This window comes from Thorsellia anophelis DSM 18579, from assembly GCF_900111395.1.
Classification (GTDB): Bacteria; Pseudomonadota; Gammaproteobacteria; order Enterobacterales; family Thorselliaceae; genus Thorsellia; species Thorsellia anophelis.
On the sequence record NZ_FOHV01000006.1, the window covers coordinates 34998 to 51095 of the forward strand.

Annotated in this window: 11 protein-coding genes; 3 read left to right on the forward strand and 8 right to left on the reverse strand. The window is 36.7% G+C overall.

Annotation, left to right across the window (positions count from 1 at the left end):
- Positions 1-83 precede the first annotated feature (83 nt).
- From cydA to cydX, 3 genes are read left to right on the forward strand one after another with little or no spacing between them, the layout of a single operon-like run.
- Positions 84-1664: a cytochrome ubiquinol oxidase subunit I gene (cydA, locus tag BMW37_RS04895; RefSeq protein ID WP_093318256.1), complete on the forward strand. Its 1581-nt coding sequence runs from the start codon at positions 84-86 to the stop codon at positions 1662-1664.
- A 2-nt stretch (positions 1665-1666) separates the two neighbouring features.
- Positions 1667-2806 (forward strand): cytochrome d ubiquinol oxidase subunit II, encoded by a 1140-nt coding sequence (gene cydB / locus BMW37_RS04900; RefSeq protein WP_093318257.1) that lies wholly within the window; start codon positions 1667-1669, stop codon positions 2804-2806.
- A 58-nt stretch (positions 2807-2864) separates the two neighbouring features.
- A complete protein-coding gene (cydX, locus tag BMW37_RS04905; RefSeq protein WP_093318258.1) occupies positions 2865-2981 on the forward strand; it encodes a cytochrome bd-I oxidase subunit CydX in 117 nt (38 codons plus the stop codon).
- Positions 2982-3596: 615 nt separating this feature from the next.
- Here cydX and pgi read toward each other — a convergent pair.
- The 8 genes from pgi to ydiJ form a co-directional block, all read right to left on the reverse strand.
- A complete protein-coding gene (gene pgi, locus BMW37_RS04910) occupies positions 3597-5249 on the reverse strand; it encodes a glucose-6-phosphate isomerase (RefSeq protein WP_093318260.1) in 1653 nt (550 codons plus the stop codon).
- Positions 5250-5395: 146 nt separating this feature from the next.
- On the reverse strand, positions 5396-5815 hold the full coding sequence (locus BMW37_RS04915; protein ID WP_093318261.1) for a GNAT family acetyltransferase: 420 nt from the start codon (positions 5813-5815) through the stop codon (positions 5396-5398).
- Between the two features lie 120 nt (positions 5816-5935).
- Positions 5936-6553 carry an ABC-type transport auxiliary lipoprotein family protein gene (locus tag BMW37_RS04920; protein ID WP_093318262.1) on the reverse strand — a complete coding sequence of 206 codons (618 nt, stop codon included), beginning with the start codon at positions 6551-6553 and terminating at the stop codon, positions 5936-5938.
- A gap of 78 nt (positions 6554-6631) precedes the next feature.
- Complete coding sequence (pqiB, locus tag BMW37_RS04925; RefSeq protein ID WP_093318263.1) at positions 6632-8347, reverse strand: intermembrane transport protein PqiB; 1716 nt, start codon at positions 8345-8347, stop codon at positions 6632-6634.
- A 130-nt stretch (positions 8348-8477) separates the two neighbouring features.
- Positions 8478-9821 (reverse strand): membrane integrity-associated transporter subunit PqiA, encoded by a 1344-nt coding sequence (gene pqiA / locus BMW37_RS04930; RefSeq protein WP_093318265.1) that lies wholly within the window; start codon positions 9819-9821, stop codon positions 8478-8480.
- A 117-nt stretch (positions 9822-9938) separates the two neighbouring features.
- Positions 9939-11201: a serine hydrolase gene (locus BMW37_RS04935; protein WP_093318410.1), complete on the reverse strand. Its 1263-nt coding sequence runs from the start codon at positions 11199-11201 to the stop codon at positions 9939-9941.
- A gap of 242 nt (positions 11202-11443) precedes the next feature.
- On the reverse strand, positions 11444-12931 hold the full coding sequence (phrB, locus tag BMW37_RS04940) for a deoxyribodipyrimidine photo-lyase (protein WP_093318266.1): 1488 nt from the start codon (positions 12929-12931) through the stop codon (positions 11444-11446).
- On the reverse strand, positions 12928-16068 hold the full coding sequence (gene ydiJ, locus BMW37_RS04945; RefSeq protein ID WP_093318267.1) for a D-2-hydroxyglutarate dehydrogenase YdiJ: 3141 nt from the start codon (positions 16066-16068) through the stop codon (positions 12928-12930). The genes phrB and ydiJ overlap by 4 nt, the downstream gene beginning before the upstream one ends.
- Positions 16069-16098 lie beyond the last annotated feature (30 nt).

Below are 16098 nucleotides of genomic sequence, written 5' to 3' on the forward strand. Positions count from 1 at the left end.
TTCTTGCAAAGATAAATAAACGAGTTTGAATAGACACGTTTATCTTTTTGTATTGAATTTTTCTTAAAACCGCTGGAGGTCAAATGTTAGACGTCGTAGAACTCTCTCGATTACAGTTTGCCTTGACAGCGATGTACCACTTTTTATTTGTGCCATTAACACTAGGGTTAACCTTTATTTTGGCAATTATGGAAACGACGTACGTCCTGACAGGTAAACAAATCTATAAAGACATGACCAAATTCTGGGGTAAGCTATTTGCAATTAACTTTGCACTTGGCGTTACAACAGGTTTGACTATGGAATTCCAATTCGGTACAAACTGGTCACGTTATTCTCACTATGTTGGAGATATTTTCGGTGCGCCACTTGCAATCGAAGGTTTGATGGCTTTCTTCTTAGAATCAACTTTAGTTGGCTTATTCATTTTTGGTTGGGACAGACTATCAAAATTACAACATCTTACCGTAACTTGGCTAGTCGCATTAGGATCAAATTTATCCGCTCTTTGGATTTTAGTCGCTAATGGTTGGATGCAACACCCTATTGGTTCTGAGTTTAACTTCCTAACCTACCGTATGGAAATGAGTAGTTTTGCTGAACTTATTTTCAATCCAGTGGCTCAAGTTAAATTTGTGCATACTGTTGCTGCAGGCTATACAACAGGCGCTATTTTTGTTCTTGCAATCAGTTCATACTATTTATTAAAAGGCCGCGATTTTGCTTTTGCTAAGCGTTCATTTGCGATTGCAGCGACTTTTGGTCTGGCTGGTATTTTATCTGTCATCGTGCTAGGTGATGAATCTGGTTATGAGTTAGGTGACGTTCAAAAAGTTAAACTTGCAGCAATTGAAGCTGAATGGGAAACTCAACCACCTCCAGCTGCGTTTACCTTATTTGGTTTTCCTGACCAAGATAATATGACAAATCATTTTGCAGTAAAAGTGCCTTGGGCATTAGGCATTATTGCAACTCGTTCACTAGATACACCAGTACTTGGAATTCGTGAACTAAAAGAGCAACATGAAGATAGAATTCGTAATGGGATGATTGCTTATGATGCCCTGCAACAGCTTCGTAATGGTAATCAAGATGCTAACGTAATGGCGCAATTTGAAGCGACAAAAGATGACCTTGGCTATGGCTTATTACTTAAACGTTATAATGACAAAGTTATAGACTCAACTGAAGAACAAATCTTACAAGCAACAGAAGATTCAATTCCAAGAGTCGCACCATTATATTATTCATTTAGAATAATGGTATTAGCTGGATTTTTAATGCTATTTTTATTTATGGCTGCAACTTATGTTACGCTTAAAAATAAAATTGGCGAGAAACGCTGGTTACACAAATGGGCACTTTGGAGCTTACCTCTTCCTTGGATTGCAGTTGAAGCGGGCTGGTTCGTTGCAGAATATGGTCGTCAGCCTTGGGCAGTTGGAGAGATATTACCTACCCATATAGCTGCGTCAAACTTAACGACAGGCGATTTACTCTTTTCGATGGGGCTTATTTTAGCGTTATATACCTTGTTCTTAATTATCGAAGTTTACCTAATGCAAAAATTCATACGCATTGGACCAAGCACATTAAAAACAGGTCGTTATCACTTTGAGCAAAATAATACCTCAAGTTTAGCTAATCCAGCTGCAGGAGCCTGATTATGATTGATTATGAAGTACTGCGATTTATATGGTGGCTGCTAATTGGTGTTTTACTAATTGGATTTGCTATTACAGATGGTTTTGACATGGGCGTTGGAATACTCGTTCCGATTATTGGTAAGACCGATACTCAGCGCAGAGTGATGATAAACAGTATCGCCCCACATTGGGATGGGAACCAAGTTTGGTTAATTACTGCTGGTGGTGCTATTTTTGCAGCTTGGCCACTAGTTTATGCAACTGCTTTCTCTGGTTTCTATATTGCGATGATTTTGGTATTGAGTGCGTTATTTTTCCGTCCTATTGGATTTGATTATCGTTCAAAATTAGAAAATCCAAAATGGAGAAATTGGTGGGATGCGGGTATATTCACTGGTAGTTTTGTTCCGGCATTAGTTTTTGGTGTTGCATTTGGTAATTTATTACAAGGTGTGCCTATCAATTTTGATGCCGATGTGAATATCTTTTATGATGGTAATTTCTTCCAACTTCTTAACCCATTTGCAATTCTTGCTGGGGTTGTAAGTTTGATGATGTTAACTATGCAAGGTGCAACCTACTTACAAATGCGTACTACAGACGAACTTCATGTTCGCTCTCGTAAAGCTTCAATGATTACAGCTCTGATTACTTCTGCTACGTTTATTCTAGGTGGAGTATGGATTGCGATGGGAATTGATGGTTATGTGTTAACATCAGTCTTAGACCATTCTGCCCCTTCTGTTATTTTCGGTAAAGAAGTTGCAGTGCAGTCAGGTGCGTGGATGAATAACTTTAAAACTTATCCAATTCTATGGGTTTTCCCAGCACTTGGTGCTTTATGCCCTTTATTAGTTATTATTACTTCTAAAGCAGGACGTTGCGCTTGGTCATTTGTATTTTCATCATTAACACAAGTTGGCGTGATAATGACATTCGGAATTGCGATGTTCCCATTCATTATGCCATCTACAATTGATGCTAATCTAAGCTTAACAATGTGGGATGCGACTTCAAGTCAACTCACATTACAGATCATGACTATTGTGGCTATTATTTTTGTACCAATTGTTCTTAGCTACACAGCTTGGTCATATTACAAAATGTTTGGCCGTTTAAATGATAGCTTTATTGAAGATAATAAGCATCGTCTCTACTAATCTAGCTTAATTTATGTGATTGAATATATTCAATCACATAATAAATAAGGAGTCTTTTATGTGGTATTTTGCTTGGATTCTTGGAACACTACTTGCTTGCTGTTTAGCTATCATTACAGGCCTAGCTATTGAGCAACAAGAAAAAAATCAAGAGAAAAAGAAAAACGAGCAGTAAATCTTCAATACTCACATTAACGAAAATTTAGCTCTCGTTAATGTGAGTAGTACTCGCCTTAGAATCTTGCAATTGGGTTTTACATTCTTTATTGTTAAATAGTATTTATCCTACACATTATCTTAACATCACAAAATATCTCAATTGCCAATATATTCACTTTACCAAGTGGACAACTTGCATTGCCCCTTATCATTTAATAAAACCGAACTTGAGCCACGCAGCTCATGCAGTTGTTATCACTACTTAGCCACAATTGTATTGGGATTGCTTTTATAATTTAATAAAATAATAGATAAAATTAATGAAAATATAGATTTAGGTTCTATCTTTGGAAAGGAGTTGCCCTATATGTACTAGCATAACGATTAGGTTGAAGTAATTTAGTTTAGCATAATTTTAATTTAGCAGGAGACCACTTTTAAGTTAGCTATCTTCTTGCGATAATTTTATTCTCTTTTTATCTTTTAAACCTTTTCTAGAGATTATGCTGCAATCAGGCTATTAATAGCTACCCACTTTAGGATATCTATTTCTTAAGCTGCTCAAATATTATTTGGTAATTTGGATTCTAGTAGCCAAATCGAGCTACTAGAATCATTAATAAACGAGAAACTATTGCTTACGCCATAATTTGAATTGGTTGATTAATCCATTTGTTGAACTATCATGGCTTGTAATGGTTTCATTGTTTGATAATTCAGGTAAGATATTATTAGCTAGTTGTTTCCCTAACTCTACCCCCCACTGATCGAATGAAAAGATATTTAAAATCACACCTTGTGTAAAGATTTTATGCTCATATAGTGCAATCAGTGAACCAAGTGTTTTCGGAGTGATTGATTTAATCAAAATTGAGTTGGTTGGGCGATTACCTGTAAACACTTTAAAAGGAACAATATCAGCAACGCTTTGTTCAGATTTACCTGCTTTTAAAAACTCAGCTAAAACTTGTTCTTTAGTTTTACCAAACGCTAATGCTTGTGTTTGAGCAAAAAAGTTTGAAAGTAATTTAGGGTGGTGATCTGCAATTGGGTTAAATGTTGTAACCGGCGCAATAAAATCACAAGGAATCATTTTAGTGCCTTGATGGATAAGTTGGTAAAATGCATGCTGCCCATTAGTACCAGGCTCTCCCCAAATAATAGGACCAGTTTGGTAGGTTACTTCAGCGCCATTACGATCAACTGATTTACCATTTGACTCCATATTGCCCTGCTGGAAATATGCAGCGAAACGGTGCATATACTGATCATAAGGTAAAATCGCTTCTGTTTCACAGCCATAAAAATTGTTATACCAAATACCAATTAAAGCAAGTATAACAGGTAGATTAGAGTCTAATGGCGTATTAGCAAAGTGGTTGTCCATTTCATGAGCACCAGAGAGCAGCTGCTCAAAATTATCATATCCTATTGAGAGTGCTATTGATAAACCGATAGCTGACCATAATGAATAACGCCCCCCTACCCAATCCCAAAATTCGAACATGTTTGCAGTGTCTATTCCAAACGCACTGACTTCTTTAGCGTTAGTTGATAAGGCAACAAAATGTTTAGCGACCTGGGCTGTATCTTTTGCAGAAGACAAAAACCAATCACGAGCCGAGTGAGCGTTTGTCATAGTTTCTTGTGTGGTAAAGGTTTTAGAAGCAACTAAAAATAATGTTGTTTCTGGATTAACCTTTTTAAGGGTCTCTACAATATGCGTACCATCCACATTTGATACAAAATGCATATTAAGCTGAGTCTTAAATGGTCTTAAAGCTTCTGTAACCATTAGAGGCCCTAAATCAGAGCCACCAATCCCTATATTTACAACATCAGTAATGGCCTTTCCAGTATAGCCTTTCCATTGTCCACTAATAACTTTATCTGAGAAAGCTTTCATTTGAGCTAGAACTTGATTAACATCAGGCATGACATCTTTGCCATCAACAATGATAGGATTATTACTGCGATTGCGCAAAGCAACATGTAACACGGCTCTATCTTCCGTACGATTAATTTTTTCACCTTGAAACATCGATTTTATCGCATCTGAAAGATAGGTCTCCTTTGCAAGATCAAGTAGTAATGACATGGTCTTTTCATTAATCAAATTTTTAGAGTAATCTACCAACATACTATCTGAGAAGGTTGCTGAAAACTGTTCAAAACGCTCTGGGGTCTTAGTAAATAAATCAGATAATGTGGAGTGACGCATTTCTTCAAAATGAGCAGTTAAAGACTGCCATGCATGGGTACTTTGAGGGTTAATATTTTTCATTTTATCTCCAATTTAAAAATAATGAACAGATACAAGCCATGGTAAAAATAGTTCAGGGCAAATAAGTTGGTGTCATTATGAATCGCTTTTTAAAATTAAACGTGCGATAAATCAATTTATGAATTTCTTTAAGCACTGAGAACGATCTAATTATCAATAATTAACCGTTTTGCAAGCAATAAAGTACTTTCTTCCTCATATTCTAATTTTTCATACATTGTTATGGCCATATAGTTCTCAGCACTAAGCATATAATGAATCTTAGGACAGCCTCTTGCTAAAAGTTTTTTTTCTAATCGATTGATTAATGCATTGGCTATCCCTCTGCCTCTAAAATCAGGGTGCACAGCCAAATAAAAACCACTACCACGATGTCCATCATACCCGCCCATTAAAGTACCTATCACTTCACCCGCAATTTCAGCTACTAAAAACAAATCAGGATCATGTGCAACTTTACGTTCTATATCCATTTCGGGATCATCCGCATCATTGACTAAATTACAACGTTCCCAAAGTACAATAACAGTATCAAAATCTTCATAGGCAAAAGGTCGTATAACCATAATATCTTTAGCTCACGTGTAAAATATTAGTAAATCATATCAAAACAGCATATTATTCAGTAGTTAATCATGTTTAGCATTAACAATCTAGCAAATTTGATTAACTTACTCTGGTATGTTTTAATCTTGTAGTAATTGAGCAATAGCCACGGATTGTTGTTGCCATAAGAGGGCTAACTGACGAATAGACTCATCATACCCAGCCTTTGATTGCGGTGCAATTAATTCAAAGGGCTGAGCAATTATATTACTACCTTGTGAGAGGCTAAATCTACCACTGAGAATCACTTTTCCATCATAACGCGGGTGAAATTGCGTAATAGTAACTGATACTCTTGCTGCATTTTGACTCTGCGGCGCTGTTGTTACCCACGTGTTAGGAAGCTGTCTACTTAGTTCATCGACTAAAGCGAATTGCAATTGCTGATCTAATGGACTTGCCCAATGATGATTTTGCGCAAGCGTATAATTCACATCTGTTGTTTGAAACGCAACATTAACGCTTGAGAGCTGTTGGGCTAATTGTACAGTATCCACCCAAACAATTTTAGTAGCTGCGGTTGGTTTTTGTATATGGCTTTGGCTGCTATTAGGCAATTGATAATATTGCGTAGTCTCTGTACCAGAACCACATGCAGTCAAAATAACTAAGCTTATCATCAGCATCATTAATTTCATATTTTTAAGTCCTAACTGGACAAAGTCCTTACTCTGTCTAATGTAGGTTATCTTACGCATTATTTTCCCCTCGTTTTAATCTTTTGTTAGTTTAGCTTGAGTTCAAATCATAACTTGAACTCAAAATAATTGCTGATTTTACTCCTCGAAAGCTTTAGGAATTGGATCTTCAGCACTAGGAGCTTGGAATATTAACGCATTACTTTTTTGATTAAGTGTTTGCAATAAGGGTTGTAACTCTCTAAGAGTCTGCTCTAACCTTTGGAGCGTCCTTACTGCATGTGTATAGCTTTCAGAGCCTGGTTGTAACCCTTCAAGGGTCGCATTAAGCTCGACCAAAGTCGCTTGAATATTTGTCGGTAATTGCTGAGTCGATTGATTACTCAAAATTTTGTTTATCCCTTCAAGCGTATCATTAAGCGCTATGAGTGTATCACGCCCTGTAACTATTGTTGTGGTTGTTTCATTTAGTAACGGCTCAATTGGTAGGCTATTTACCTTATCTAATGCAGTCATCACTTTCTGTTGTATTTGAGCGATTCCACCACTGACTGTTGGTAATACTGCTAATCCCCCAAACTTTTGAGCTCCTTGGAAAGGCGCTTCATTTGGGTAAAAATCAAGATCAACATATAATGCACCTGTTAGTAGGTTCGCTGTTTTTAATGATGCCCTCAGCCCTTTTATTTCACCTCGCTCAAATTGCTCTACTACATTAAATTGACTACCTAATAACTGCGTAAAACGTGCAGGCTCAATATGAATTAAAATTGGAATTAATAAATTATCGTTACCGAGTATATTTTCTTCCTGTATTTGCATTGGGGATTCAATAACAGTTCCAAGTCTAATACCTCTAAATTCTACAGGTGCACCCGCATCAAGCCCTCTAATCGACTCCGCCACTAAAATTACATACGGTTCATACTCTTTAAACTCTTGTTCTTGTATGCTATTACTATTGTCATAAAGTTTAAATACAGCATTATTATTAACTTTATTGCCCCTTTCCCAGCCTTTAGGGATATCAAAACTTACCCCACCGCTAAATAACGTCGTGATTGAACCCATTTCTACTCTAATTCCCTGAGCTGACAAATCGACATTAATACCACTATCTTTCCAAAAACGGACATTTTCTGTAATTAATGCATCTAACGGAGAATTAATGAATAATTGATACTTCATTGTGCGTGATTCTTGATTAAATACACTTGTTTCTACTGTTCCTACTTGAAATCCTCTGAATAAAACAGGATCACCTGCTGATAATTGACCATAACGTTCACTTTCTAAAAAGATCCGTAACCCTTTTGCATCTGGCGCTGCAATAGGTGGGGCATCGAGTAAAGTGAATTCATCTTTACTGGTTTCACTCACACCTGGAAGAAGTTCAATGAATGGGCCAGATAAGATAGTTCCAAGACCTGAGATACCGCTTTTATCAATTTGCGGTCTGACCACCCAAAATGCGCTATCAGAACGAAGAAATGATTCAGTTCCACTTGAAAGCCTTGCAGTAACTATGACCTGAGAAAGATCTTTACTTAACTCCACTGTTTCAACCAATCCAACATCAACGTTTCTAGTTTTAATTCTAGTTTTACCAGCTTCAATACCGTCTGCTGTCGCAGTGATAAGAGTCACTTGGGGACCTAAAGAGCTATAGTGTTTATAAACAATCCATAAACCAATCAAAACACAAATAATCGGAACTATCCAAACGGGTGACCAATATCGTTTTACATTATTCACTTGTGCAAATTCTAGTGTCTCATCACCAGATACATTGGAATCAAGATTATTTGTCGGCGTTAAGTCATTTGAAAGTATAGTTTTTTTGGTTTTAGACATTGTTATCTCTTATGTTTGAATATAGGTTGTTAACTTCAATACAGCTCAATTTATTTTAGGTTAATGATGATCGCACTAAACAGACTGTACAATTTGTATCATCTAAACGTTAAGTGAATTTAATCTACTCCTAAGCAAGTTTTGTTATTCCTAAATGGAGGCTTCGTTTATTAGTCTCAAGTTTTCGTTTGAGATTTTCGCTGCGTCTATCCCACATCAATCTTGGATCAAAAAATACTGATGCGACCATAGTCACAATCACGACAAAAGCAAAATAAATCACACCTTGCGCAGGAAAAATATTCATTAGATTACCAAAACTTACTAATCCAACTAGCACCGCAATCACAAATACATCCACCATCGACCATCTACCAACTAATTCAACTACTTCATAAACTTGCATCATTCTGTGGCCACTGAGCACTTTTTTAGTTTTTGTGCACCAGCACAACCAAGCTATCGCCCCCATTTTAAGACTTGGTACTAAAACACTTGCAATGAATATAATTAAAGCAATAGGATATGCACCGCCTCCCCATAATAAAACAACTCCTGCCATAATAGTTGAGTCCATAGAAGAACCAAATGCAAGCGTGGTCATAATTGGGAGTACATTTGCTGGTATGTATAAGACTATAGAGCCAATCAGTAATGCTAGTGTAATCTGTATGCTCTCTTTTTTACGTGCATAGCTCGTTGTGAAACATCGCGTACAATTCACGCTTTGTTCTACTAAGATAGCGCCGCAGCAATGACAAGATTTAACTTGTTGTTCTAGTCCAGAAACACCTGCCTTTAATGGCCTTATATCTGGGGCTTTAGCAATTGTTCCCCAAATCCAAGTTTTATCAGCATATTGAAACGCCCTTACGTGCAAAATACAATAAGCACAAAATGCAATAAAACTTGGACCAATATCGATACTGCCATAACTCATTAATTTGACAAAGCTCACTAAAACACCAACTAAAAAAATCTCTACCATACACCATGGTTTCAATAAGATAAGCCACTTTGCCAGAAATATTTTTAAGCGGTATGGCATAGGCATGCGGGTACTAATACAAAATAGTGCAAACATACAAAATGCTGGTAGAATTTGTACAAATATCATAAAAAGCAATGCTAAAAGATCATAACGTTGGTCAACCATAATCTCTAAAACCGACGTAAGTGAAATATTGCTAGATAATCCTGCAACGCTTAAACTCACAAACGTAAATAAATTCGCTAAGATAAGCATAAATAATGCAGCAGCCGAATAGGTAGTCGCTCTGTTAAAAGGTTCACTCCAATTGATTTTTAATGTGGTATGACATCTTGGACAATCTGCTTTTTGATTTAATTTTAGGCGTGGCAAATCTACCACCAAATCACAATGCGGGCATAAAGCCTGATTTAAGTTTAGTCTAGGCGATTGAAATATCTTGTCAATTTTTACAGGCTTTTCGATATCCAATACACTATTCATAACACACCCAACATTAAATTGCCTACATTAAAAAAGCAATCACAAATCTTAACCTGTGATTGCCTGATAAATTATTAATAAGATTGCTATCAATTCACAATCCAATTCATAGATGACTTAAAACCAGCTAGAAACCTTTAATACAATAAAATCCCAAAGCCTACTAAAAAAACCACCTGGCTCTACAGGGGTCAAAACCACTAATGGTTGTTCGGAGACTATTTGTTCACCTAATCTAATAGTCACTTTTCCCACTACTTGATTTTGTGCTAATGGTGCCTCCAAATTCGGATAATCAAGTGTTTGAGTTGCTTTTAATTGATTTGCTTGACCCCGTGGAAAAGTCACAACTGCATCTTCAACTAACCCTAACTGGACTTCGGAAACATCACCAAACCATACTTTTTGAGTCAACAGTGGTTGGTTAGCTTTAAGCACAGGCAAAGATTCAAAGGTTCTAAATCCCCAACTTAGTAATTTTTCTGATTCATCGAATCGTTTTTTATCACTTTCTGTACCAAAAACTACTGCAATCAAACGCATTCCAGTTTCATTATAAGCTGAACTGACAAGGTTATACCCTGCCCCACTTGTATGCCCCGTTTTTAAACCGTCTACATTGAGTGTTTTGCTCCAAAGTAATCTATTACGATTTTCCTGTCTAATTCCGCCATAAGTAAACTCTTTAATTTTATTTAATGCGTACTCTTCAGGCAAATGATTGATGAGTGCTTGGCTTAATAGTGCCATGTCACGAGCTGTACTGTACTGCCCATCCATATCTAATCCATGTACAGTTTTAAAATGTGTATTTTGCAATTTAAGCTGCTGCGCATACTGATTCATTAAATCAATAAAGGCCTCTTGCGTCCCGGAAATATACTCTGCAAGAGCTATGGCAGCATCATTACCAGATTGCACAACAAGCCCTAGGTTTAAATCTAATACTGATACCTTCTGATTGGGTTCCAAAAACATGAGAGAAGAGCCTTTAAGAGCAGGATTACCCCGCACCCATGCATTTTGACTAATTGTCACTACATCATCTTGACCAATTTTATTATTTGCTAAAAACTGTCCAATTACATAACTGGTCATGATTTTAGTTAAACTTGCTGGAGCAAGACGTTCATCAGCATTACTTTGTGCTAATACCTGACCATTATTGGCATCCATTAGTATATAAGCTTTCGCTTCAATTACAGGAGCTTCAATCAGCGCAGTCGCGATTGGCTGAGTCGTTGTCAAAGCAACATTAGATTCGGTATTTGCCACTGCGCTCACAGTAATAAACAACGAAGTGACATGCAAAGCTGCAAACACACAAAGTTGTTTCAAAATTTTGGCTTTATTATATTTTCTATTTTTATTCAGTTGCATTACCATCACATTCCTAATTAAATTATCCCAAATTTGGATAATGTTCTGACATGTTATTTTCAATTAAAAAAATTTAGTTTAAATCTATTTTACGTTTAATTACGTTAATTAAGAAAAATAACACATTTACTACACCAATAAATTATTTTATCGACTCACATATTTATTGTAAAGCATTACAATAATATGCGTCTATTAACTCTATTGATTATATTCTGCGTATAAAAAAGATGAATAAAGCATTATAGCATTTTTTCTGAATTATTCTTTGCTAATTCGTAGGCTGCTAATGTCTGTTTACGCGCTTCTTTGTGCACAACAATAGGTCTAGGATAGTGAGGTGAACGACTAAACCCATGTTCATAAGGTGCATGAATAGCTTTATTTGATAGTTCTGATAGCTCTGGAACAAAACGCCTAATAAACTCTCCATTTTCATCAAACCTTTCGCTTTGTGTAGTGGGATTAAATATTCTAAAATAAGGTGCGGCATCACATCCGGTGGAAGCTGCCCATTGCCATCCACCATTATTGGCAGCAAAATCTCCATCAATCAGTTTTGACATAAAGTATTGCTCTCCTAGCCGCCAATCAATTAATAAATCTTTAACTAAGAAGCTTGCAACAATCATCCTTAACCTATTATGCATCCAGCCTGTCTGATTAAGCTGCCTCATAGCTGCATCAACGATAGGGTATCCAGTTTGACCATTTTTCCAAGCTTCTAATTGCTTAGCGTCATTATTCCATTTCACATTATCAGTCCAAGCTATCATGGGTTTGTGTTTAACCAAAAATGGAAACATCACAATCAAATGGCGATAAAACTCTCTCCATATAAGTTCATTTAACCAGCAAAATGCACCTGAATCTTTATCTTCAAATACATTAGGGCAGTTTAACATCATCCTTCTTACGCATTGTCGTGGTGATAAAATACCATACACTAAATAAGCTGATAATTGACTCGTCCCATCGTAAGCAGGAAAGTCACGCTTAGAGCCATACTCTGTAAGATGATTCTCACAAAAACCTCGAAGCCGCTTGATAGCTTCATCCTCACCTATTTTAGGCATAGCGTCAATCACGCTCTGAGGTGTGATAGTTTTATAATAGTCTATCATTGCTTCAATGACATTAAGACTATTTACTTGGTATTGATTGAGTGCAAATGGATGATCTAACCTTCTTTCTTTAGGCGCAGTATCAACATGAATATCTTGGTCTGTCAATTCTTTTAAAAAAGCATTTCTAAAAGGTGTGTAGACACGGAACATCTCACCATTTAAAGTTAATACTCTTCCAGGTTTAATTAATACACTATCGTCATAAGTGTTTACGTTTATTCTATTTAAGCGTTCATTAAGGCGCTTTATTAACTGTTTATCACGTAATTGTTCATTAATTTCATATTGTTTATTAAAATAGATACTCGTTACACTAAGCTTATTAATTAAATTAATGACTTCATCAACTGATGCGCCAAAATCTGTTGAATCAATTGTGATTAATGGGATGCCTTTAGCATCTAGAGCACTCCATAACGCCTTAACGTGCTGTGCCATGAAGTACCCGCCACCAGGAGACTGATGATGAAGTTTTGATTGTATTGGTGTGTGAACAAACAATCCAATCACAATAGCTGACTCATCCTCACAAGCAGCAGTCAGTGCTCGATTATCAGTCATTCTTAAATCATGTCGAAACCAAACTAAATGGATATTTCTCACGTTCTATTTTTCTCAAGCAAGGTTATCAGGGCTTCTATTGGGTGTTTTAATGAGAGCTCAGCAAATCGCTTTACCTGACTTCTACAAGAATAACCGGTTGCTAATGCGCGACTTGTATCTAATTTGTCTAATTCAATAGCCCAAGAAAGATTAAAAAGCGCTTTAGTTGTATGACTATTTACCACCTCATGTCCGTATGTCCCAGCCATCCCACAACATCCTGTTTGAACAGTTACAAGTTCTTGACCAAACTGTTTAAATATAGCTTGCCAATCAGAGCTACTGTTAGGTGCCTTGGCACCTTCTGTACAGTGCAAAAATAATGACCAAGGTAACTGAGTGTCAGTCTGAGGACTGTTTTGTACTATTTTTGTTGCTTTAATTTTTTCAAACTCAGCTGAAGATATCAAATTAACTAACCATTCTTGAACTAGTTGTACTCTAAACTCACCTCTATCAGTCCCTAAAGCATGATGATATTCATCTCGATAGCATAGTACTAAAGCTGCATCTATACCTATCATAGGAATATTCAATTTAGCAATTCTATTGAGGTAACTCGCCGTAGATTTAGCTGTGTTATAAAACTTATCTAGCATTCCCTTGACATGTTGAGCCTTACCATTTGGTTTAAAAGGTAATAGCACTGGCTTGTAACCTAGTAGATCAATAAAATGAACTAATTTGCATAATACGTCTGCTTCATAGAAACTTGTAAATGGGTCTTGCACAATTAGCACATACTGACTCAACGCTTTAGGTGTTAGCATTTCAAGCTGTGTAACTGACATAAATGCAGTTGGATGTGTTTTTAATGTTTGCTTTAATGTTGGATAACTTAATAATGGTAAATCTGTCATACCTAGTATACGCTTAGTCATTGTGCTAGAGACTGATTGTCTCATCAAAAAATTAATGACCTTAGGGATCTTAGCCATAATAGGTGTAATTTGTTCAACTTTCGCAAAAAAATGGTCCGCAATAGGCCTGCTATAACGCGAGTGGTATAGATGCAAAAATTGTGCCTTAAACTGAGGGACATCGATTTTAATTGGACATTGAGAGGCGCAAGCCTTACAAGATAGACATCCATCCATGGACGCTTTCACTTCATGAGAAAAATCATATTCCCCTTTTTCTTTAGATGCTTGATTTTTTATCTTTTGAACTAATGTTCTAAATTGGCTTATGCCTGTTCGACTCATCCATGTTGCTTTATTATCTACCTTAAGAGCTAAGTCCATATTTTCAGGCGTAAATCCTGCTTCAGAAAGCAATCTCAACCATTCACGCACAATCCCTGCTCTCCCTTTTGGTGAATGAAGTCTATTTGAACTCACTTTCATTGAAGGACACATCACACTATGCTTATCATAATTAAAGCACAATCCATTGCCATTACATTCTAATGCGCCAATAAAACGATCTCGAGTCTGAATTGGAATTTGCCTATCAAATGTTGCTCTTTTCTGTGCATCAATCCTCATAAGATGTGCTTCATCTTGCGCTAAAGGCGTACAAATTTTACCTGGGTTGATTCGATTCTTAGGATCAAAGGCAGCCTTTATGCGACGTAACTCAGTGTAAAGTTCCATTCCAAAAAAATCAGGGCTAAACTGCGCCCTATAGCCCTTACCATGCTCACCCCATAAAAGGCCACCATATTTTTGGGTGAGTTTTACAACCTCTTCTGTTATCTCATTTAACAGCAATTCTTGCTGAGGATTATAAAGATCGAGTGCAGGTCTGACATGTAATACACCTGCATCAACATGACCAAACATACCATAACTCAGTCCATGTTTATCAAGCAATGCTCTAAATTCAAGTATATAGTCTGCTAGTACATCAGGCGGCACGCAAGTATCTTCAACAAAAGCAATTGGTTTAGCTTGTCCTTTAGCATTGCCAAGTAATCCAACAGCTTTTTTCCGCATCGCATAGACGCGTTCAATTTCAGCGACACTTTCACAAATTTTATAGCCCAATACCCCTGTAGACTCAACCATGGATTGTTTAAGCATGCTGACTAAATTTTCAACTTGGCGATTGATTAAATCCTCATCATCACCTGCAAACTCAACCATGTTTAAACCAAGAATCAAATCTGTATTTTCAATTCCTTTTACAAGTTCACTTACTGATTGCCAAACTATATCTTCTTTAGCCAAATTTAAAACTTTTGAGTCAATTGTTTCGACAGAGAGTGCATTAGCAGCTAGCATATTAGGAGCTGCTCTGAGTGCCGAATCAAATGAATCATAATTGATGTTAATTAACCTGCGTACTTTCGGAATCTTAGTGATATTTAATTTTGCTTCAGTAATAAATGCAAGTGTCCCCTCTGAGCCTGATAGAATACGACACATATCAAAATACTGAAGATTATCGTCTAATACATTTTTAATATCATAACCTGTCAAAAAACGATTAAGCGGAGGGAATTTTTCTAATATTAACTCTCTTTGTTCTATACATCGACTTGTTACCGTTGCATAAAGCTGACCGATGAAACTTTTATTTTCAGCAAGTTTTTTAGCTAACTCTATCGTCATTTTTTCAGTATCTAGCAGTTCACCAGAGATAAGTACGCTTCTTAATCCTAGGACATGATCGGATGTTTTACCATAGACAACTGAACCCTGACCTGAAGCATCTGTATTTATCATACCACCAATTGTCGCTCGGTTACTTGTTGATAGCTCTGGTGCAAAAAAATATCCATACGGCTTTAAAAATGCATTAAGTTCATCTTTAACGACGCCTGCCTCAACTCTTACCCATCCTTCATCGACATTGATCTCGATGATTCGTTTCATATATCTAGATAAATCAACAATAATTCCCTGGTTTAGTGACTGACCATTCGTCCCAGTTCCTCCCCCTCTTGGTGTAAAAGTCAGTTTTTCAAATTCTGGCGTATTTGCTAATTGAAGCATTAAGGAAAGATCGGCTGTTGACTTTGGAAAAATAACCGCTTCAGGTAGTAACTGGTAGACACTATTATCTGTTGCCATCGTGAGCCTATCAGCATAGTGAGTGGTGACATCTCCTGTAAATCCATTATCTTTCAAAATTTGTACAAATTTTTTAACAGACTGCGTAGTTAATGGCGTAGCGCTAAGCAATGGGATCATCATAACCTCAAACATTTACTGGCAAAGGGA

Bases quoted from the DNA above. Each gene is read 5' to 3' on its own strand.
- cydX (WP_093318258.1), top strand. From the start codon at position 2,865: ATGTGGTATTTTGCTTGGATTCTTGGAACACTACTTGCTTGCTGTTTA.
- cydA (WP_093318256.1), top strand. From the start codon at position 84: ATGTTAGACGTCGTAGAACTCTCTCGATTACAGTTTGCCTTGACAGCG.
- BMW37_RS04915 (WP_093318261.1), bottom strand. From the start codon at position 5,815: ATGGTTATACGACCTTTTGCCTATGAAGATTTTGATACTGTTATTGTA.
- pqiA (WP_093318265.1), bottom strand. From the start codon at position 9,821: ATGAATAGTGTATTGGATATCGAAAAGCCTGTAAAAATTGACAAGATA.
- BMW37_RS04935 (WP_093318410.1), bottom strand. From the start codon at position 11,201: ATGCAACTGAATAAAAATAGAAAATATAATAAAGCCAAAATTTTGAAA.
- pqiB (WP_093318263.1), bottom strand. From the start codon at position 8,347: ATGTCTAAAACCAAAAAAACTATACTTTCAAATGACTTAACGCCGACA.
- ydiJ (WP_093318267.1), bottom strand. From the start codon at position 16,068: ATGATCCCATTGCTTAGCGCTACGCCATTAACTACGCAGTCTGTTAAA.
- cydB (WP_093318257.1), top strand. From the start codon at position 1,667: ATGATTGATTATGAAGTACTGCGATTTATATGGTGGCTGCTAATTGGT.
- pgi (WP_093318260.1), bottom strand. From the start codon at position 5,249: ATGAAAAATATTAACCCTCAAAGTACCCATGCATGGCAGTCTTTAACT.
- BMW37_RS04920 (WP_093318262.1), bottom strand. From the start codon at position 6,553: ATGCGTAAGATAACCTACATTAGACAGAGTAAGGACTTTGTCCAGTTA.